Here is a 20,074-nt window from a genome sequence, read left to right as displayed (position 1 = left end):
GATCCGGTCTTTCGATCAGGCGATTCCGGCCCGGTCGACCATCGCTTCCAGCAGCACCTGACATCCCGCCGCCAAATCGCCGGGCGTCGCCGCCTCCCGCTCGTTATGGCTGATCCCGTCCTTGCAAGGCACGAAGATCATGCCTGTCGGCGCGGCGCGCGCCAGGTTGCAGGCGTCGTGTCCGGCGCCCGAATGGATGTCGCGGCAAACCAGGTCAAGCCGCTTCGCGGCGGCACGCACGGTCTCGACACAGTCGGGATCGAAGGTGATCGAATCACGGCCAAACATCTCCGCGACCTCCACCTCCACCCCGGCCTCCTCGGCGAGGCGGTGGCATAATGCCTCCGCGCGGCCGCAGATTTCAGCCAACAGGGCGTTGTCCGGATGGCGGATATCGGTGGAAAAGACAACCCGCCCCGGCACCGTGTTGCGTGAATTGGGCCGCACCTGCAAATAGCCCGTGGTGATGACCGGCAGGGGATCGAAATCGAAGGCCAGGCGGTTCAGTCCGTCGATCATGCGGGCCGTCCCGACCAGGGCATCGCGGCGCAGGGTCATCGGCAGCGTCCCGGCGTGGCCTTCCTCACCGCTTACGGTAACGGTGTGGCAGCGCCGCCCCTGGGCACCGAGCACGGCGCCGATGACGGCACCTTCCCGTTCCAGAATCGGGCCTTGTTCAATATGGGCCTCGAAAAACGCCGAAATGGGATAGCCGCCGCAAGGGGCGTCGCCGTCATAGCCGATGCGCGCCAGTTCCCGGCCCAGCGTGGTCGTGCCATCGCGGTCGGGCAGATTGAGCCCGTAATCCAGGTCAAACTGCCCCGCATAAACCCCCGACGCGACAACCCCGGCGGTGAAACGCACGCCTTCCTCGTCCGTCCAGTTGACGATTTCAAGCGGCGCGCGGGTGGCGATGCCGGCATCGTTCAAGGCGCGCACGACCTCAAGCCCGGCCAGCACCCCGTAAGCCCCGTCGAACTTCCCGCCGAGCGGCTGGCTGTCGAGATGACTGCCCGTGACGACCGGGGGTGCCGTGTCGTCCGCGCCGGCACGACGGCCGATGATGTTGCCCATGCGGTCGACGCGGACCGCCAGGCCCGCGTCCTTGCACCAGTCGACGAACAGGTCGCGGCCCGCCTTGTCCAGATCGGTCAGGGCGATGCGCCCGACCCCGCCACCGGCCGTCGCGCCGATTTCGCCCATGTCCATGAGAGACCGCCACAGGCGGTCGCCGTTCACCGGCGCCGTCATGCCGGTGGCGGTCACCGCCATTCCCCGGCCTTGTCCGCGAGCCAACGGCAGATGCGCAACAGCTTGGCGTCCTCGCCCCAGGGACAGACGACCTGCACGCCGATAGGCATGCCGTCGGCCCCCTTCAGCAGGGGAAGGCTGGCCGCCGGCGCGCCCATGAGGGTCCAATAACCGTTGAAGGATGCATCGCCCGTGCGGCTCAGGTCGCGGGGCGCCTGACCGGGGGCCGCCGGGGTCAGGATCGCATCGACGCCCTCGAAAAACCCCGCCAGCGCGTCCTGCATCGCTTCGGCCTGATAGAGGGCATCCAGGTATTCCCGAGCCGTCACGGTCATGCCGCGTTCGATCCGGTCGGCGGTGATCGGGTCCAGACCCGCGCGGTCGCGGTCGTAATAGGGGCCGAGGGCCTGCACGACCGAGCCGTTCATCACCATTCCATGGCAGGCCAGGGCGGCGTCGAAGATGGGCGGCAGTTCCGCCTCATGCACGACATCGCCCAGGCGGCGGGCCAGATCCTCGATCGCGTGCTGCATGTCCGCCTCGCCGCGGCTCCAGGCCGGTCCGCGCACGAACGCCAGACGCGGCGGCGCGGTCAGCGGATCCGCCTCGCCCAGCCCGGCATGACCGCGCATGTCCTTGTCCGCCGGATCCCGGCGCATCAGCACGCGGGCGGCCAAGGCCACATCCTCGGGCGTGCGCGCGAAGATGCCCGGATGATCCAGCCGCCGGGACAGGGGCGACATGCCGGCGCGGGAAATCGTGCCGAAGGTGGGTTTCAACCCGTACGCACCGTTGAACGACGCCGGGCGCAGCATCGATCCGCCGGTCTGCGAGCCGATCGCGAGCGGCACCATGAAATCGCCGACGGCGGCGGCCGAGCCCGAGGACGAGCCCCCCGGCGTGCGCGCCGGATCGTGGGGATTGCGTGTCTTTCCGGGGGCCGACAGGGCGAACTCCGTGGTCACGCATTTGCCCATGATGACCGCCCCCGCCTCGCGCAGCAGGGCGACCAGAGTCGCGTCCTTGTCGGGGCGGCGCCCGGCGCACAGGCGGGAGCCGTTCTCCGTCGGCTGGTCGGCCGTGTCGATGATGTCCTTGATGCCGACGGGAATGCCGTTGAGGGGCCCCGCCTGACCGTCACGGCGGCGCCGGTCGGCGGCATCCGCCTGAGCCAGGGCCAGATTCGGGTCCAGGAACGCCCAGGCGGCGACGGCGTCCTCGCGTTCGGCGATGCGGTCCAGGCAGGCCTGTACCAGTTCGCGGGCGGTCAGATCGCCCGTTTCCATGCGGGCGAGCGCGGCTTCGGCGCTGAGGCGGCAGATATCCATGGTCGTTGTTCCTATGAGGCGGTGGTGAGGCGATGGGTCCTAGGGGGCGGCCGGCGCCTTGTAGACGCCCTTTTCCTTGTAAAAACGGGCGGCGCCTGGGCAATAGGGAATGGGAACCCCGGCGTGATGGCTTTCCAGTGTCAGGTTCTTTCCCTTGGCATGTCCGTTGTTCAACAGATGCCGCGCCTGCATGTTGCCGTACAGCCCCTTGACCACGCCGTAATGAAGATCATCCGGCAGGTTTGTCCGCGACAGCCAGAGCGCGGACACGCTGACGGTCTCCATGGACCGCGAATTCCCCTTGTAGGTATTGCCCGGAATGACATCGGCGGAATAGAACGGCGCCCCGGCGATCAGGGCGTCACGTTCCTTGCCCTGCACGGGGACCAGGGTCAGTCCCGTCGTGTTCGCCATCTCGGACACGCCGTCAATGGGATAGCCCGACACGTCGATGAAGGCGTCCAGATGACCGTCGCGAACCAGTTCGGTGGCGGTCTTGGATTTCACGTATTCCGGCATGAAATCGCGCTTTTCCACCAAGCCATGGGCGCCCAGCACCAGGCGCGCGCCGACCAGAACCCCCGATTCAGGCAACCCGATGGACACGCGCTTTCCCTTCAGGTCGTAAACCGATTTGATGCCCCGGTCTCTGCCCGCGACCACATGGACGTGTTCGGGATAGAGGCTGGACAGCACACAGAGCTTCTTGAACGCCTTCTTGCCGGTAAACGGCCCCGTGCCCGTATATGCCCAGAAGGTCACATCGGATTGAACGAAGGCGGATTCGACCTGATCCGCATCGAGCGCGGAAACATTGGCGACCGACCCATGGGTCGATTGCGCGAAGGCGACCAGCCCTTCCATGCCGCAGTTGCCGCCCTTGGTGCAGCTCCGGGACCCCGGTGGATTGGAAATCACCTGAGCCAACAGGCCCGCCATGGGAAAATACGTGCCGCCGGCGGCGCCGCTGGCGATCCGGAAGAACAGCATCTTCTGCGCCCCGGCCGGGCCAGGATGCAGCCAGAAGGCAAGCCCCCCCGCCAGCGCAGCCACGGCAAACAAGCAACGGATCACCCGCAGGCGTTTCGTCTTTCCAATGTTCATGCGCCCCCTCTCCCCCGTCATGGTCCTCAATTTCACCCGCCGAAGCAACAGAACAAGCTGGTTTTCCCCTGACGGCCAAGACAATTATTGTATACATTGGTATTATATACCGACAAAGAGCCCCCCTAAAAAACAGGGGCGCGCCGAGATAAGATGGGGGGAAGCAATCCGCCAATGAACGACCATTCGCCGACAATCGACACGACCCTCGCGGAAACGTTCCGCCATTGGACGCCGGTCACACTCCGGTTTTCCGACCAGGACAGCATGGGGCACGTGAATAATGTCTCCTATGCCGCCTTCGTCGAAGCGGGACGTAATGCCTTCGTCACCCAATACCTGAAGCCGGACACCCATCCCGGCATCGATTTCGTGCTGGCCCGCGTGACCATCGATTTCCGCGCCGAAATGCATTACCCCGGCACCGTCGATGTCGGCACCTGCATCAAGCGGATCGGCAATTCGTCGATCACCATCGGCACCGGCCTGTTCAAGGACGGCACCCTGCACGGCACCGCGGAAAGCACCAACGTGTTCATCGATCTGGGGACGCGTAAACCCTGTCCCATCCCCGCCGACGTGCGGGCCGAACTGGAACGTCAATTGAGCGAAGCGGCGGGGGCGTAAATGACCGGCACGGACGACAACATGGAACAACTGTCGCGGGGTGAATTCGTCCACGCGCGCCTGCGCGACGCCATCCGCGCGGGGCGGTATCCCCCAGGCACACGGGTCCGCGAGACCGAGGTCGCGGCCTGGCTGAATGTCAGCCGCACGCCCGTGCGCGAGGCGCTGCGACGCCTGCAGGCCGACGGGCTTCTGGTGTTCGAACCCTGGCGCGGCGTCGTCGTCGCCGAGTTGGACCAGCAACAGATCGTCGAATTCTACGCCATGCGCCGGGTGCTCGACGGGGCGGCCGCGCGCTTGGCGGCGCAGCACGCGTCGGAACCGGAACTGGCCTATATGGAAGATTGCCTGAACGCCGCCGGGCCCGGTAAGGGCGACGCCGCCCAGATGGCCGAAGCCAACCGGAAATTCCACGACGCCCTGTTCCAGGCCGCGCACAACCGCTACCTCCTGAAATCGGCGGCGGCGCTGTCCGACGCGCTGGCGCTGCTGAAGGGCACGACCTATTCCTTCCCCGACCGGGCGGACACGGCGCATGAGGAGCACCGCGCCCTGATGGAGGCGATCCGCGCGCGCGAACCGGAAAAGGCCGAACGCTTGGCCCGCAAGCACATCGCCAAGGCCGAGAAGGCGCGGCTCAAGCTGCTGGGCGACCAGCGCGACGTGAGGCTGTCAGAGGACAAATCGGAATGACCTACTTTCCACCACCCGGCGAGGGATGGGAAACCATCCCCGTGGAACAGGCCGGCCTGCATCCGGGACGTCTGGCCGACGCCGTGACCTTCGCCGAGAACGCCGAGACGTCCTGGCCGCGCGACCTGGACCGCGCCGAATTCCTGCCGACCCTGACCCAGCACGAACCGCCGCCGTGGAACGAGATTCTCGGCACGGTGGCGGCCCGGGGCGGGCCGTCGGGCCTGTTCCTCCGGGGCGGACGAATCGTGACGCAATGGGGCGATCCGGCGCGCGCCGACATGACCTTTTCCATCGCCAAAAGCTACCTCGCCGTGCTGGCGGGCCTGGCGATCGGCGAGGGTCTGATTTCCGACCTGGACGACACCGTCGCGGGCTATGTGGACGGTGATTGGTTCGCCTCGGACCACAACGCATCGATCACCTGGCGCCATCTTTTGACCCAGACCTCGGAATGGCAGGGCACCCTGTTTTCCAAACCCGATCAGGTCGACCATTTCCGTACGCTCGGCCATGGCGGCGGCGAAGCGAAAAAGGGCCAGAAACGCGACCTGGGCGCCCCCGGCACCTATTGGGAATACAACGACGTGCGGGTCAACGTTTTGGCGCTCGCCCTGCTGCATGTGTTCCGCCGGCCCCTGCCCGAGGTCCTCCGCGATTCCATCATGGCCCCCATCGGGGCGTCCGACGATTGGCGCTGGATGGGCTATCGCAATTCCGGGGTCACCATCGACGGCGTCGAGATGATCTCCGTGCCCGGCGGCACCCATTGGGGCGGCGGCATGCAGATTTCATCCCTCGACCATGCCCGGTTCGGCCTGCTGATCAAGGAAGACGGCGTGTGGAACGGCCACCGCATCCTGCCCGAGGGCTGGGTCACCGCCCTGCGCACACCCTGTCCGCTCAATCCGGTCTACGGCTACCTGTGGTGGCTGAACACCGACCGGGCGCAGTACCCGTCAGCACCGGAAACCAGCTTCTTCGCCATGGGGGCCGGCACCAACCTGATCTGGATCGACCAGGACCTGGACATTCTGGCCGTGTTGCGCTGGGTCGACCAACCATCCGTCGACGCGGTAATATCGGGCTTCATGGCGGCGATGGAATGACCGCCTGACCGTTGGCCGGAGCATCCGAACATGACCCCCGAAGACATCCTGCGTCACCCCGCACGCGTTCTGACCCAGGCCCAGCGCGAGGCCTATTTCCGCGACGGCTATCTGGTCGCCGAACGCTTGATTCCGGACGACGTCGTCGACGAGATCAACCGGGTCACGGCGGATTGGATCGAGCGGTCCCGCGCGCTGACGAAGCCCAACGACGTGCTGGACGTCGCCCCCAGCCATACGGCCGCCAAGCCCGTGGTGCGGCGCCTGAAGAAGCCCGACGGCATGGACCCCGCCTATTGGCGGTTCGCCAACGGCGTCATCGCCGACGTCGCCGCCGACCTGTTGGGCCCCGACGTCTGCTTTCATCATTCCAAGCTGAATTTCAAATGGTCGGACGGCAAGGACGAGGTCGCCTGGCATCAGGACATCGCCTTCTATCCCCATACCAACCATTCCGTGCTGGCCATCGGCACCTATCTGGCCGACGTCAACCCGGGGGACGGGCCGCTCGGCGTCATTCCGGGCAGCCACCGGGGGCCGGTCTATGAACACTACGATGCGAACGGCATCTGGACCGGACGCCTGACCGATGCCGACGTGGCCAAGTTACCGACCGACATGGCGGTCTATTGCCCAGCCCCCAAAGGATCGATCACCGTTCATCACGCCCGCGCCGTGCACGCGACGGAGGCAACGACCCAGACATTGTCCGGGCGGCCGTTGCTGATCAATTCCTACGCCTCGGCGGACGCCTTTCCCTACACGGCCCTGAAGGATACCTATACGGAGCATTTCCGGGCATTGGTGCGCGGCGAGGCGGCCAAATGGGCGCATATGGACCCGGAGCCCTGCCCCACGCCGCCGGACTTTTCCGCGGGTTATACGTCGATCTATGCCCAGCAGGCGGGCGAGGCCGGCACGCCGACCCCTCGTGACCCCGGCCACCGACCGCCGGCGGCCGTCGCGGCCGCGCTCAAGCCGGCGGCGGAGTAATCAGCCGGCGGGATCAACCCCCTCTGGCGGCGCCGCGGGTCATGGCCGGACTGGAAATCGACCGGCCGCCTTTCGGCACGCCATAGGATTTGGCGCTGGCGCTGACGCCGGGGCCGTGCTGATGCCCGGCTTTATCGTTGTCAGCGGATGTGCGCTTTTTCTTGGGCTTGCGGTTCGGGCGTTTTGTACCTGGCATGGTTCTGTGGTCTCCGATGTTCGGGAAGACCCCAGATTACGCCATCCTGGACGGAACGCAATTGCCCTGGGCAGGCTTGGGCGCTATAGCCTAAGGAAAACCGCGTGGGAGACGAACATGAAGTATGCCTTGGGCGACCTAAAGGTCCAGACTGACGGCGACAATTACTGGATCGCGCCGAACGCCGCCGTGATCGGCAACGTGGTCCTGAAAAAGGACGCCAGCATCTGGTTCGGCGCCACCGTGCGCGGTGACAACGACGTCATCACCATCGGCGAAGGCACGCAGATCCAGGACGGCAGCGTCCTCCACGCAGACCCCGGTTTCCCCCTGACCATCGGCGACCATTGCACGGTCGGCCATATGGCCATGCTGCATGGCTGCACCATCGGTGACGGCACCATGATCGGTATCGGCGCCGTGGTCCTGAACGGGGCCAAGATCGGCAGGAACTGTATCATCGGCGGCAAGGCGTTGATCGGCGAGGGCAAGGAAATCCCCGACAATTCCCTGGTCATGGGCATTCCCGGCAAGGTGGTCAAGGAAGTGTCCGACGCGCAGAAGGAGATGCTCGCCTTCATCCCGCCCCACTACGTGGAACGCTGGAAGCGCTACAAGACCGACATGACGCCCCAGGATTGATCCGCCCTCACCCCCCTCAAACCAGCATGAAGATTCCCGCCATGGACCTGCCCATCGACCATTTCCTCCGCGCCGCCGCCAAGGCGCCGGACCGCATCGCCATCAAGGACGGCGACCTGACCCTGACCCACGGCGATCTGGCCGCCCGCGTGAACGCCATGGCCGCCGCCCTTCAGGACATCGACCCGACGCCGCAAAGCCGGGTCGGCATCTGCGGCTACAACACGGTCGAACATCTGACCGCGTTCCTGGGCACGCTCGCCGCCGGCAAGACCTGGGTGCCGCTCAACCCCCGCAACGGGGCGGAGGAGCTGACCCGCATGGCGGAGGTCACGGCGCCGTCGATCATCGTCGCCGACGCCGACTGCATGGACCGCTTCGATCCCGGCGCCGCCACGGTGGTGCGCGGACGGCCGACCGGCGGCAGCCAGCATGCCTGCGGCGGCGACCTGAACCTGGCGGCCCTGATGGCCGATTTCGCCGGCCGGACGCCGAAACGTCACGACCTCGCGCCCGACGACGTGCAGGCCATCAAATTCACCGGCGGCTCGTCGGGCCGGCCCAAGGGCGTGCAGCAGACCTACCGCGTGTGGCACACCTGCATCGACCTGATGATCCGCGCGTTCGAACTGGACGGCGACGACCGCAACCTGCTGGCCGCGCCCATGACCCACGGCACGGGCACCCTGCTGGTGCCGATCCTGGCCCAGGGCGGCATGCAGGTCTTCATGCCGCAGCCGGCGCGCCCGGCCGCGATCATCGAGGCCATCGAGAAGGACCGCGTGACCACCGTATTCCTGCCGCCGACGGTGATCTACATGATGATGGCCGAGGAAGACCTGACGAAACGCGACTTCAAAAGCCTCAAGCACGTCATCATCGGGGGTGCCGCCATGCGCCCGGACGAAATCAAGCGCGGCCTGCCGATGTTCAACAACGCGCTGGAAACCTGCTACGGCCAGACCGAGGTGCCGCAGATCGTCACCGTCATGCGGTCGCGGGATTGGCTTGAGAACGATCATCGTCTGGCGTCCTGCGGCCGGGCCACGGATCGCTGCGACCTGCGCGTGGTCGACCCCGAGGGTAATTTCCTGCCGACCGGCCAGGCGGGCGAAATCGTCATCAAGTCCGACCTGGTCATGAAGGGCTACCTCGACATGCCGGACGCCACGGCCGAGACCATCAAAGACGGCTGGCTGTACACCGGCGACGTCGCCGAGATCGAGGAAGACGGCTTCATCTACATCAAGGACCGCATCCGCGACATGATCGTCACCGGCGGCTTCAACGTGTTCCCGTCCGATGTCGAGGCCGTGCTGGGCCAGCACCCGGCGGTCAAGGAATGCGTCGTGTTCGGCCTGCCCGACGATAAATGGGGCGAAGCCGTGCAGGCGGCGGTCGAGGTCCACGCCGACCATACGCCCGGCGAGGACGAAATCATCCAGTACGTCAAATCGCGGCTGGATTCCGTGAAGGCGCCGAAGCGCGTGCATTTCGTCGACGAACTGCCGCGCAGTCCCGTGGGCAAGGTGCTCCGCCGCGAAGCCAAAGCCCAGTTCCAGGAGGCCTAGACCCATGGCAGACAAGATCAAACCGACCCAGAAACTGGCGACCCATACGCTGACGGATCTGTACTACCGCGACCAGAATCTGGTGACGGACATGATGGGCAAGATGAGCTTCACCGAAGCCATGATCGGCCACATCCTGGGCCGCCCGGCGACACCCGCCGACATCGCGATCATTGACGCGGTGCTGCTGGCGCTGATGGAACACGGCCTGACGCCCAGCGCCGTCGCCACGCGCCTAACCTATCATTCGGCGCCCGAAGCCCTCCAGGCCGCCGTCGCGGCGGGGCTTCTGAACGTCGGATCGACCTTCGTCGGCACCATGGAGAACTGCTCCAAACTGCTGCGTGAAATGGTCGAGGGAACGGAGCCCCTGGACACGGCGGCGAAACGGATCGTCGCCGAACACCGGGCCACGCGCAAACACCTGCCCGGGTTCGGCCATCACCTGCACAAACCGGACGATCCGCGCACGCCCAAGCTGTTCGAAATCGCCCGGGCGAACGGCGTCAGAGGCGATTACATCCGCGCCATCGAAGTCCTGAGTCAGGCTGTCGACGATTCATTCGGCAAACACATGACCATCAACGCCACGGGCGGCACGGCGGCGGTGCTGTCGGAGATCGGCATCCCGCCGGAAATCATGCGCGGCTTCGCCGTGATCGCCCGCGCCGCGGGACTTGTCGCCCATATCGCCGAGGAACGCGACGTTCCGACCGCCCGCGCCATCTGGGATCTGGTCGAAGAGGAAATTCCCTACGCGGGGAATGCCCCCGTGGGCATCCAGGACGACGGCGGCAACGACGGCGGTGACGACTAGGTCTCCGCCCCGGCCCCTCGGACCGGGATGATTTCGACATACAATTTATAGTAACGCCGACAGGCGCCACGGACCGATAATTCCGTGTATTTTGTGATGCTTATAGGCCTTTCGTCTAGATAACATGCGGATATGCAGTGTGTTAGCGTGCCCACGGATTCAAAGGGTTTGCTCTCCCTGAAATCCTCCACAAATCAGACCAATTATCCAAAAATTCAACGGATAGTAAAAACGGAGGTTGAAACCGTATATGCCTAAAGCATCCAAAAAATCGCACCCGAACCGCATGCCGCCCGGGGTCGCACATCCCGTGGACATCCATGTCGGCGGGCGGGTTCGCGAGCAACGAAAACGAAAAGGGATGAGTCAGGGGGAGTTGGGGGACTCTTTGGGCCTGACGTTCCAGCAAATCCAGAAATACGAACGGGGCGCCAACCGAATCGGCGCCAGCCGGCTGTACCAGCTCAGCCGAATCCTCGATATTCCCGTTGCCTATTTCTTCGACGGCATGCCGCAGGATATCCAGATGACCCAGGACAATTTCGATCTGGACGTCGTGTTCTCCGAAGACCCGCGCGATTCCTCGGACGTCATGGGGTCCAGCGAAACCACCGAACTGGTCACCGCCTATTACAGCATCGACAATCCACGCAAACGCCGCGCGGTGCACGACCTGATCGCGTCGCTGTCCAAGGCGGATTGGGAATAGACCGCCTTCGCTATTTACCGTCGATCGGGGTGATGTCCGAATGGCCCTTGGGCACGGGCATCGATTCGACAAAGGCGAAGATATCGTCGGCGTCGCCGGTCGTGATCTCAATCGGCGTGGCGTAAGGCGGCAGCTTGGTCAGAGGCTCCAGCCCCTTGACCTTGATGAAGGCCAGGTGGGGGCGGCGGACGTAGAACGTCTGAAACCGATCGCGCCAGTCGGGCAGTTTCTTGATCCACTGCAGGGACGGGGTCGAGCCGATCCCGCCTTGCGGATTGAACGCGCCGACCACGTGGCAACGCGCGCAATGCTTTTCCGCCAGCGCCTTGCCGTTGGCGGCATCGGCACCCGCCGCCGGTCCCTGCAATGCCAGCAGGACAACCGTGGCCAGGGGAACGACGGGGCGAAACATGGCTACTCCAGGGTTTCGAACAACCGGATCATCAGGCGGCAGCGCTCAACCAGGGACGAGTAGTAGATGAATTCGTCATGGGAATGAGCGCCGTGGCCGTCGGCGCCCAGACCGTCCAGCGTGGGGATTCCGAGGGCGCCGGTGAAGTTACCGTCGGACCCGCCGCCGGTCTTCAGGTCCTGGAGGTCGAAACCGATCTCCGCCGCCAGGCCCTTGGCGTGCTGGAACAACTTTTCGATGCCTTCGAATTTTTCATAAGGCGGACGGTCGACCCCGCCGGTAATCTCCAGAACACAGTCCGGATCGACCGGCGCCATGCCTTCGACCTTGGCCATGATTTCCTCGGCCGCCGCCATGTCCGGCACGCGCAGGTCCACGGTGATGCTGCATTTCGCCGGCACCACGTTGGTCAGGGTACCGCCGGCAATCGTGCCGACGGAACAGGTAATGGAACGGCCGTAATCGGTCAGTCCCTCGAGAAACAGGATCTGGTGGGCCATTTCCCGGATCGCGCTGCGCCCGTCCATGTGGCGCACGCCGGCGTGGGACGGGCGCCCGGTCACGGTGATGTCGTATTTCAGACGCCCGTTGCGCGCCGTGACGATCTTGCCGCCTTCGCGCGCCGGTTCGGTGACCAGGACGTATTTGTTCTTCTTCGCCAGGTCGACGATCATCTGACGCGACGTGGGGCTGCCGATTTCCTCTTCCGGAACGTACATGAAGGTGATCGGCAGCGGCGTTTCCTTGCCCGCGCGAACCAGGTGGCGGTAGGCGTGATTGGCGATATAGGCGCCGGATTTCATGTCGTAGATGCCGGGACCGTAGACCTTGTCGCCCTCGCGCCGCACCTTCAGTTCGTTCTCGATGGTGCCCATGGCGTGCACCGTATCCAGGTGCGACAGCACGAGAATCCCCGGCCCGTCACCGCCCCAGGGCGTGCGCGTCACCAGAATGTCGCCGAACCCGTCGCGCCCCGGCGTGCGCTCGATCCGCGCACCCAGCGCCGCATGACCCTTTTCGACGAGATCGACCATGCGGTTGACCGCGACGCCGTCATGGGACGGGCTTTCGATGGCGACCCATTCGAGAATGCCGACAAGAATTTCGTCGGCGTCCAGGGTCGGTTCGTTGGAGGCGGCAGGCGGCGATGTGGGGCGGTTGGTCATGGTGCGATCGTATCCTCGTTGAAACGTCCGAGCCCTATTTAACCCTCGACACGGCCGGTTGGAAACATCGGCGTCACGTGTCCCGGACCTCATCGACGCAGATGAGGATATGTGACACCGCGCCATCGGTCGATCCGAGAGGAAAAAACCCCCGTTCGTGCAGGTGATAGGCGCTTTCATTGACATCGCCGACGGCCAGCAGTGCGGGCCTGCGCTGGTCCACGACCTTGACGCATGCGGCAAGCAGCGGCGCCGGATCGAACGGCCAAACGACCTCGTCGATGCATTTTCCGGTGGGATCCGCGGGGACCAGGCGGCTTCGCGCCTCGACCAGCGACGTGCCGCAGAAGCGATAACGGAAGCGCAGAGCGCCATTCTCATGTTCCGCGTCAACCACGGCCAGGAAGGGCGCCACGTCGTAGAGATCCATCAATCTGACGTCGGTCCATGCCGGAAACGGCCGGTCGCGGCGCAGGCTGGTCCAAAAATCAAAAACACGTTTAATTTTAGGGCTTTGCATAACCCCAAGATCGGAAGACGGCTGATCGCCGGCACTTCCGAGTTCATTAGGCGGCATGCCCTCTCCCCATATTCGATACCCATGCCGTGGCAGGCGTGATCCCTTATCGGCTTAACGATGAATATTTTGATGTTCAACGAAATTCGATGATTTACGATGAATTTGTCTGCACTTTGGAAAAACAAATCCCGCGCAGCGGATGCCGCTTGGCTTTGACGGGCGGCCCGGGCTCAATCTGGTAAAGTGACGCCATGAAATTCCGAGACGCCACCCCGGACGACCTCGTCCATATCGTCGCCCTGCTGGCCGACGATCCGATCGGCCGGCGCCGTGAACGCCTGGAAACGCCGCTGCCCGCCTGTTACCGGGATGCCTTCCAGGCGATTCAGGACGATCCGAACACCCGCCTGCTGGTTGCGGACGCGGGCGACGGCGTCGTCGGCTGTCTGCAAATCACCCTGCTGCCCAACATTTCCCACCAAGGCGGCTGGCGCGCGTTGATCGAAGGCGTGCGCGTTGCGCCCAAGGCCCGCGGCAGCGGCCTCGGCCGGACGATGTTCGAACACGCCATCGGACTGGCCCGGGAGAAAGGCTGCCGGATGGTTCAGTTGACCACGGACCGGGAACGCCCGGATGCCTTGGCGTTCTACGAATCCCTCGGCTTCGTGCACAGCCACGCCGGGATGAAGCTGCCGCTTTAATCCGCGAGAATCCAGGTCTTGACCTCTTTCGACACCAGCCAGGGTTGGACCAGGGCGTCGAAGGATTTGAAATGGGCGGTCGCCTTATGGGCCTCGAAGGCGGCCGCGTCGTCGTAAACTTCGTAAAGAAATGTAACAGCCGGATCCTTCGCATCGCGGCAAACGTCGAACTGCCGGCAACCGGGTTCGGTGTCTTCCGACGCGCGCGCGTTCTCGATCATCGCCGGGGAGAAATCCGCGATATGCTCAGGTTTTACGACGAAGGTGACGGTGACGACGAACATGCGGGAATTCCTTTTTGCTCCGGTTGCGCGCGCCGCCCCCAGGGCCGGCGCGCGACATCTTGTTACAAAATTCCAGCCGCCGACGCCATGAAACTTGATAAGTTCCCATGAATTCCCGGCTAATCTCCGCGCATTAGGAATTTGTGTGGAATTGGCCGATATCCTTCGGCCCGACACCATGGAACCGCATTTGAGACATCGACCATGAACCTGCGCACCCAACTTGCCGTCCTCATCGGCCTGGCCGTCCTTCTCGGCGCCGGTTGGTATGCCATGAACGGCAACGAGGTCGGCGCCCGGCCCAAGGACGCGCCGCGCGCGGCCGGCGGCGGCACGCGGGTTCTGGTCGAAAAGGCGCCCGCCGCCACGGACAAGATCATCGTCCGCGCCGTCGGCACCGGCGAGGCGCGCAAATCCGCTGCGCTTTACCCCAAGACCGCCGGCGAGGTCGTCGCCGTGTCGTTCCGCAGCCAGGACCGGGTCCACAAGGGCCAAATTCTGCTGCGCCTGGAAGACATCCACCAGCAGATCGCCGTGCGCCTGGCCAAGGTTGCGGTCAAGGACGCGACCCGTCAGTTGCAGCGTCTGGAAAAACTGGCGCCGTCGGGCACCGCGTCCCAGGCCCGCCTGGAAACGGCGCAGACCGACCTGGAAGCCGCGGCCCTGCGCCTGGATCAGGCGGAACAGGCGCTCGACGACCGCATCGTCTACGCCCCCTTCGACGGCATCATCGGGCTGACCGACATCGACCGCGGCGACCGGGTGACCACGGACACGCAGATCGCCACCCTGGACGACCGCTCGGAAATCCTGGTCGAGTTCGAACTGCCCGAGGAATACGCCGGGCGCGTCAAGGTCGACGACCCGGTCACGGTCCGCCCCTGGACCGCGCCGGACCAGCGGCTTACGGGCAAGGTTTCCCAACTGGGCAGCCGCATCGACCCGATCACGCGCACGCTCCGGGTCAAGGCGGCGATCCCCAACGAGGACGACCTGATCCGCCCCGGCACGTCGTTCGAAACCGAACTTGCCTTCACCGGCAAACCCTATCCCACCGTCCGCGAGGTCGCCGTGTTGTGGAGCCGCGACGGCGCCTACCTGTGGCGGGTCGCCAAGAAGGACGGCAAGACCGAGACCGCGGAAAAGGTCTTCGTCAAGATCGTCCGCCGCGATCATGGCCGCATCCTGGTCGACGGACCGCTGAACGCCGACGACCTGATCGTCGTCGAGGGCGTCCAGGGCCTGCGCCCCGGCCAGCGCATCCAGGCCATCCCCTTCGACAAATTCGCCGCCGGCGACGCCGCCCCCAAGAGCAAGAAAAAGGCGGCCCCGTAACATGTCCCGGTTCAGCGACCTTCCGTCCCTGTCGGTCCGCCGCCCCACGTTGGTCGTCGTCCTGAACCTGTTGATCATGATCGCCGGCCTGGCCGCGGTCATGGGCGTCGAGGTGCGCGAACTGCCCGACGTCGACCGTCCCATCGTCACCGTGCGTGCGTTCTTCGACGGCGCCTCGCCGGAAACCATGGACGCCGAGGTGGTCAGCGTCCTTGAGGGCGCGGTCGCCCGCGTGTCCGGCGTCAAGCGCATCGAGGCCGCGAGCGAGGAAAACAACGGCCGCGTCCGCGCCGAATTCTCGCCCAACGTCAATCTGGACGTCGCCGCCAACGACATCCGCGAGGCGGTCGCCGGGGTCGAGCGGCAATTGCCCGAGGGCGTCGAGGACATCACCGTCGTCAAGGCCGACGCCGACTCCCAACCGATCATCCGCCTGGCCCTGGTGTCCGACAAGGTGAACCAGGAAGACCTGACCCGCATCGCCGAGGACGATATCTCGCCCGAGTTCCTTTCCATCGACGGGGTCGCCTCGGTCGACCTGTTCGGCGATCAGGAACAGGTTCTGCGCATCGTCGTCGATCCGATGAAGCTTGCACGCTACGGCCTCAGCATCGACGACGTCGCCAAGGTGTTGCGCTCGACCCGTCTCGACGTGCCGGCCGGCAGTTTCAAATCCGACGACCAGATGCTGCTGGTGCGCGCCGACGCCTCGGTGTGGGAGCCGGCCAAGGTCGAGGATCTGGAACTGCGTAAGGACGTGCGCCTGGGCGAGGTCGCGCAGGCCTTCTACGGCCCGGCCGAGGCCGAAAGCTATTCGGTCCTCAACGGATCCAAGGTGGTCGGCCTGGGCATCGTGCGCCGCGCCCAATCCAACACCATCGCCATTTCGGACGCCGTCAACAAAAGCATCGAGCGCCTGAACAAGCGCCTGAAGGACGTGCGTCTGGTCAAGATTTCCGACGATGCGCGGTTCATCCGGTCGTCCGTGCGCGAGGTCATCAACAGCCTGTTGATCGCCGTCGCCGTGGTCATCGCGGTGATCTTCATGTTCATGGGCGGCCTGCGCCCGACACTGATCCCCACGGTCGCCATCCCCGTCGCCATCATGGGCACGGTGGGGGCGATCTATCTGATGGGGTTCTCGATCAACATCCTGACCCTGCTGGCCATGGTCCTGGCCACGGGCATGATCGTCGACGACGCCATCGTGGTGCTGGAAAACATTCAGCGTCACCGCGTGCTCGGTATGAAATCCTACGCCGCCGCCGTCAACGGCACCCGTCAGGTATTCTTCGCCGTGCTGGCGACCACGGCGACCCTGATTTCCGTGTTTCTGCCCATCGCCTTCCTGCCCTCCACCGCAGGCAAGTTGTTCACCGAATTCGGCTTCACGCTGGCCGTGGCCGTCGCCATCTCGTCCTTCGTGGCGCTGTCGCTGGTGCCCATGCTGGCGTCGCGCCTGCCCGACCGGGGCGACGCCGGGCCGACCAAGCCGCCGGCCATCCTGGTCGCCGCCGGACAGCGCATCAATGCGGCCTATGCCAGGATGCTGGAATTCACCCTCAACGCGCGCCTCCTGATCCTGGGTGGCACGGCCATGCTCGCGGCGACGGCGCTGCTGGTCTATCCCACGATCAAGACCGAATTGCTGCCGCGCGAGGACCGCGGCGCCATCATCATCATGATGCAGGGGCCGGACGGCGTCGGGCTGGATTACATGGACCGCCAGTCGGTCCAGGCCGAGGCCCTGCTGCGCCCCTTGGTCGACAGCGGCGAGGCGGAAAACGTGTTCGCCATCGTCGGGCGCTGGGACCTTAACCGGGTCTACCTGATCGCCCCCCTGGTGCCCTGGGACCAACGCAAGCGCACGCAGCAGGAAATCGCCAAATCCCTGAACAAGGACCTGAAGGCGATCCCGGGCGCGACCGCGCGCGTCCGCACGCCCAACTCACTCAACCTGCGCCGCGCCGGCGGCAGCATCGAGTTCACCCTGACCGGCTCCAACTACAAAGACATCGCCGCCGCCGCCTTCGATTTCCTGGGCGCCATGCGCGAGCGCATGCCCAGGCTGGAGGAACCGGAGGTCGAATTCCAGCAGACCCAGCCGCAATTGTCGGTCAAGGTCGACCGCCGCCGCGCCGAGGATCTGGGCGTCCAGGTCGAGGGCATCGTCGATACGCTGCGCGCCATGGTCGCCGGGTTCGAGGTCGCGGAGTTGAACGTCAACGACCGGTCGATCCCGGTGATGCTGGAATCCGCGGCCGGCGCCATCAACGATCCGACCGATCTGTTCAACCTGTTCGTGCCGACGGGCGACGGGCGCCTGGTGCCGCTGTCCGCCTTCGTCACCCTGGAAGAGGTCGGCACGGCGGCCGAGCTCGACCGATCGGGCCAGAAGCGCGCCGTCGAGGTCGAGGCGGTTCTTCCCGCCGACATGTCGCTACAGGAAGCCATCGACGGCATCCAGGCCATCGCCGACGACACCCTGCCGCCCGGCATCGGGCTGCGCTTCATCAACGAAGCCGCGACCTTGCAGGACACCACCAACGAGGTCGCCCTGACCTTCGCCTTCGCCGTGCTGATCGTCCTTCTGGTCCTGGCGGCGCAATTCGAAAGCGTGGTCAGCGCCCTGGTCATCGTGCTGACCGTGCCCTTCGGGCTGGCGGCGGCCGTGTTCGCGCTTAAACTTTCCGGCGGTACCATCAACATCTACAGCCAGATCGGCCTGGTCATGCTGGTCGGACTGATGGCCAAGAACGGCATTCTGGTCGTCGAATTCGCCGACCAGTTGCGCGACCGCGGCCTGTCCGTGGCCGAGGCCATCCGTCAGGCGGCGACCATCCGCCTGCGCCCGGTGATGATGACCATGCTGTCCACCGTGTTGGGTGCCCTGCCGCTGATCCTGGCGACCGGCGCCGGATCGGAAGCACGGGTCGCGATCGGCTGGGTCGTGTTCGGCGGGCTCGGCATCGCCACCGTGTTCACCCTGGTCCTGATCCCGGTGATCTATTCCCTGCTGGCGCCGCTGTCGTCCAACCGGGCCCATGCGGGCGTGCGGCTCGACCGCGAACTGCGCGAGGCCGAACATGTGGATACGACCGAAGCCCCCCAAGCCGATCTCGAATCCAAGCCTCAGGCAGCGGAATAGGCATCATTGGGAATTAATGGCGGGATATTTTTTATTTCCTGTTCCCAGAAAGAATAAGTGTCTTTCCTTCTGCCCCCTTGCCAATCAATGACGAAGGCCGCAGATTCGCGGGACCGAACCGTTAAGGAGACGACCATGTCCCAAGCCGCCGCCAACGCCCGGCCGCAGTCCGGCCGCACGGTCCTGGCCCCGATCACCTTCATGACCCACGCGCAGACCGACAAGCCACGGGTCTTCATGTCGGCCGACCATGCCCAGCCCAACGAACGCCTGGGCGACTTCACGGCAACGGCGGTGGAAATGCACGACGCCCGCGCGCTGACGCCGGCGGCCAGCCTGGACGTTCAGGGCTTCGAGCTGGCGACCATGCCGACCACCATGGCCGATTTCTACGACGACGCCCGCATCGAGGCCGTTTACTACCCGGAAATCACCGCGTTTCTGAAGCGCGTGACCGGCGCGTCCGACGTCCATATCTTCGACCACACGGTGCGGGTCCAGGACGACGGCAAGCGCGCCGCCACGGCCAAGCGTCTGCCGGTGCTGATCGCCCATAACGACTACACGGAAACATCGGGACCCAAGCGGGTGCGCGACGTGATGGACGCCGCCGCCGCCGACCGTTACCTGGGCCATCGCTTCGCCATGGTCAACGTGTGGCGGTCGATCGGCGCCAGCGCCGACCGCACGCCGATCGCCGTGGCCGACGCCCGCACCATGCGGACCGAGGACTTTCTGGCCACGGACCTCGTCTACAAGGACCGGGTCGGCGAGATCTACCAGAACGCCCATTCGGACGGGCAGAAATGGTACTGGTATCCCGGCATGGGCGGGGACGAGGTTCTGCTGCTCAAGTGCTTCGACACCGCCACGGACGGCCGCGCCCGTTACACATCCCACACGGGCTTCGAAAACCCGGACGCCGATCCGGCGACGCCGCCCCGGGAAAGCATCGAGGTCCGCACGATGATCTCCTTCGCGCCCTAGGCCGCCCTAGTTTTCGACCGTCATCGACGCCGGCGTCCATTTGTGGCGCCGGCGTTCGCGTTTGCCGCCCTCGGTCTCGACGCCGTATTCGATGGGTTCGGTCGGCGCCCAGATGTCACGGTCGTCCATGGCGTTGGCCATGACGTTGGCCCAGGCCCGCCCTTCTTCTCCGGGGACGCCGTCCGCCATATAGGCCGAGACGTAGACCCCGCAGGATTTGCAGAACACATAGTCGCCGACCTTCAGGCCGAAGCGGTACCGGCCAAGAAGGTTGGCGTCCTTGACTTGCAGGTGGATATGGCCCGCGTTGTCGGACAGGGCGCGGGTCGCGTGCTTGCGGCAGAACGAGCACTGACAGGCGCGCGGCACGATCTCGGCCGGGTCCTTGTCCGTGGTGAAGGTGACGGAGATGTTGCCGCAGTGGCAGCCGCCTTTATGGTCGGTCATGGTCGATGTTTCCTCAATTCCGGTCTTGCCCCCG

At 65.1% G+C, this 20,074-nt stretch carries 20 protein-coding genes; 12 read left to right on the top strand and 8 right to left on the bottom strand.

What is annotated here, in order from left to right:
* Nucleotides 1-15: 15 nt before the first annotated feature.
* Genes RJ527_11325 through RJ527_11315 form a run of 3 tightly spaced genes read right to left on the bottom strand, consistent with a single transcriptional unit; the run spans nucleotide 16 to nucleotide 3,683 of the window.
* On the bottom strand, nucleotides 16-1,272 hold the full coding sequence (locus tag RJ527_11325; protein WND74631.1) for a Zn-dependent hydrolase: 1,257 nt from the start codon (nucleotides 1,270-1,272) through the stop codon (nucleotides 16-18).
* Complete coding sequence (locus RJ527_11320) at nucleotides 1,263-2,579, bottom strand: amidase (protein WND74630.1); 1,317 nt, start codon at nucleotides 2,577-2,579, stop codon at nucleotides 1,263-1,265. The genes RJ527_11325 and RJ527_11320 overlap by 10 nt, the downstream gene beginning before the upstream one ends.
* A 39-nt stretch (nucleotides 2,580-2,618) precedes the next feature.
* On the bottom strand, nucleotides 2,619-3,683 hold the full coding sequence (locus RJ527_11315; GenBank protein ID WND74629.1) for a TAXI family TRAP transporter solute-binding subunit: 1,065 nt from the start codon (nucleotides 3,681-3,683) through the stop codon (nucleotides 2,619-2,621).
* Between the two features lie 174 nt (nucleotides 3,684-3,857).
* Here RJ527_11315 and RJ527_11310 point away from each other — a divergent pair, with 174 nt between their 5' ends.
* The 8 genes from RJ527_11310 to RJ527_11275 all read left to right on the top strand — a co-directional run bounded on the left by RJ527_11310 (nucleotide 3,858) and on the right by RJ527_11275 (nucleotide 11,040).
* On the top strand, nucleotides 3,858-4,310 hold the full coding sequence (locus tag RJ527_11310) for a thioesterase family protein (protein ID WND74628.1): 453 nt from the start codon (nucleotides 3,858-3,860) through the stop codon (nucleotides 4,308-4,310).
* Complete coding sequence (locus RJ527_11305) at nucleotides 4,311-5,003, top strand: GntR family transcriptional regulator (GenBank protein WND74627.1); 693 nt, start codon at nucleotides 4,311-4,313, stop codon at nucleotides 5,001-5,003.
* Complete coding sequence (locus RJ527_11300) at nucleotides 5,000-6,112, top strand: serine hydrolase (protein WND74626.1); 1,113 nt, start codon at nucleotides 5,000-5,002, stop codon at nucleotides 6,110-6,112. The genes RJ527_11305 and RJ527_11300 overlap by 4 nt, the downstream gene beginning before the upstream one ends.
* 30 nt (nucleotides 6,113-6,142) lie before the next feature.
* On the top strand, nucleotides 6,143-7,105 hold the full coding sequence (locus tag RJ527_11295) for a phytanoyl-CoA dioxygenase family protein (GenBank protein ID WND74625.1): 963 nt from the start codon (nucleotides 6,143-6,145) through the stop codon (nucleotides 7,103-7,105).
* A gap of 313 nt (nucleotides 7,106-7,418) precedes the next feature.
* Nucleotides 7,419-7,943, top strand: coding sequence for a gamma carbonic anhydrase family protein (locus RJ527_11290; protein WND74624.1), 525 nt, complete (start codon nucleotides 7,419-7,421; stop codon nucleotides 7,941-7,943).
* A 26-nt stretch (nucleotides 7,944-7,969) separates the two neighbouring features.
* Nucleotides 7,970-9,514, top strand: coding sequence for an AMP-binding protein (locus RJ527_11285; protein ID WND74623.1), 1,545 nt, complete (start codon nucleotides 7,970-7,972; stop codon nucleotides 9,512-9,514).
* Between the two features lie 4 nt (nucleotides 9,515-9,518).
* A complete protein-coding gene (locus RJ527_11280) occupies nucleotides 9,519-10,331 on the top strand; it encodes a citryl-CoA lyase (GenBank protein ID WND74622.1) in 813 nt (270 codons plus the stop codon).
* A 361-nt stretch (nucleotides 10,332-10,692) separates the two neighbouring features.
* Nucleotides 10,693-11,040: a helix-turn-helix domain-containing protein gene (locus tag RJ527_11275; GenBank protein WND74621.1), complete on the top strand. Its 348-nt coding sequence runs from the start codon at nucleotides 10,693-10,695 to the stop codon at nucleotides 11,038-11,040.
* Nucleotides 11,041-11,050: 10 nt separating this feature from the next.
* Here RJ527_11275 and RJ527_11270 read toward each other — a convergent pair whose 3' ends face one another.
* The 3 genes from RJ527_11270 to RJ527_11260 form a co-directional block, all read right to left on the bottom strand.
* Nucleotides 11,051-11,452, bottom strand: a complete 402-nt coding sequence (locus tag RJ527_11270) for a c-type cytochrome (GenBank protein WND74620.1) — start codon at nucleotides 11,450-11,452, stop codon at nucleotides 11,051-11,053.
* Between the two features lie 2 nt (nucleotides 11,453-11,454).
* Nucleotides 11,455-12,618: a M20 family metallopeptidase gene (locus RJ527_11265; protein ID WND74619.1), complete on the bottom strand. Its 1,164-nt coding sequence runs from the start codon at nucleotides 12,616-12,618 to the stop codon at nucleotides 11,455-11,457.
* Nucleotides 12,619-12,691: 73 nt separating this feature from the next.
* Complete coding sequence (locus tag RJ527_11260; GenBank protein ID WND74618.1) at nucleotides 12,692-13,195, bottom strand: hypothetical protein; 504 nt, start codon at nucleotides 13,193-13,195, stop codon at nucleotides 12,692-12,694.
* Between the two features lie 194 nt (nucleotides 13,196-13,389).
* Here RJ527_11260 and RJ527_11255 point away from each other — a divergent pair, with 194 nt between their 5' ends.
* The gene (locus RJ527_11255; protein WND74617.1) at nucleotides 13,390-13,839 is read left to right on the top strand and encodes a GNAT family N-acetyltransferase; all 450 of its coding nucleotides are present in this window, start codon (nucleotides 13,390-13,392) and stop codon (nucleotides 13,837-13,839) included.
* On the opposite strand, the gene RJ527_11250 is transcribed toward RJ527_11255, so the two are convergent.
* Nucleotides 13,836-14,123: a putative quinol monooxygenase gene (locus RJ527_11250; protein ID WND74616.1), complete on the bottom strand. Its 288-nt coding sequence runs from the start codon at nucleotides 14,121-14,123 to the stop codon at nucleotides 13,836-13,838. The genes RJ527_11255 and RJ527_11250 overlap by 4 nt on opposite strands.
* Before the next feature lie 204 nt (nucleotides 14,124-14,327).
* On the opposite strand from RJ527_11250, the gene RJ527_11245 reads away from it, so the two are divergent.
* The 3 genes from RJ527_11245 (at nucleotide 14,328) to RJ527_11235 (ending at nucleotide 19,593) form a co-directional block, all read left to right on the top strand.
* Nucleotides 14,328-15,458 carry an efflux RND transporter periplasmic adaptor subunit gene (locus RJ527_11245; protein WND74615.1) on the top strand — a complete coding sequence of 377 codons (1,131 nt, stop codon included), beginning with the start codon at nucleotides 14,328-14,330 and terminating at the stop codon, nucleotides 15,456-15,458.
* Between the two features lies 1 nt (nucleotide 15,459).
* On the top strand, nucleotides 15,460-18,606 hold the full coding sequence (locus tag RJ527_11240) for an efflux RND transporter permease subunit (GenBank protein WND74614.1): 3,147 nt from the start codon (nucleotides 15,460-15,462) through the stop codon (nucleotides 18,604-18,606).
* Between the two features lie 135 nt (nucleotides 18,607-18,741).
* Nucleotides 18,742-19,593 carry a CmcJ/NvfI family oxidoreductase gene (locus RJ527_11235; GenBank protein WND74613.1) on the top strand — a complete coding sequence of 284 codons (852 nt, stop codon included), beginning with the start codon at nucleotides 18,742-18,744 and terminating at the stop codon, nucleotides 19,591-19,593.
* 6 nt (nucleotides 19,594-19,599) lie between these two features.
* Here the strand turns inward: RJ527_11235 and RJ527_11230 are convergent, their stop codons facing one another.
* Nucleotides 19,600-20,040 (bottom strand): hypothetical protein, encoded by a 441-nt coding sequence (locus RJ527_11230; GenBank protein WND74612.1) that lies wholly within the window; start codon nucleotides 20,038-20,040, stop codon nucleotides 19,600-19,602.
* Nucleotides 20,041-20,074: the final 34 nt, after the last annotated feature.

The organism is Thalassospiraceae bacterium LMO-SO8 (genome assembly GCA_031655335.1).
Taxonomy (GTDB): Bacteria; Pseudomonadota; Alphaproteobacteria; order Rhodospirillales; family Casp-alpha2; genus UBA1479.
Note: the sequence above shows the minus strand (reverse complement) of the source record. Positions and strands in the feature narration are given on the sequence as shown.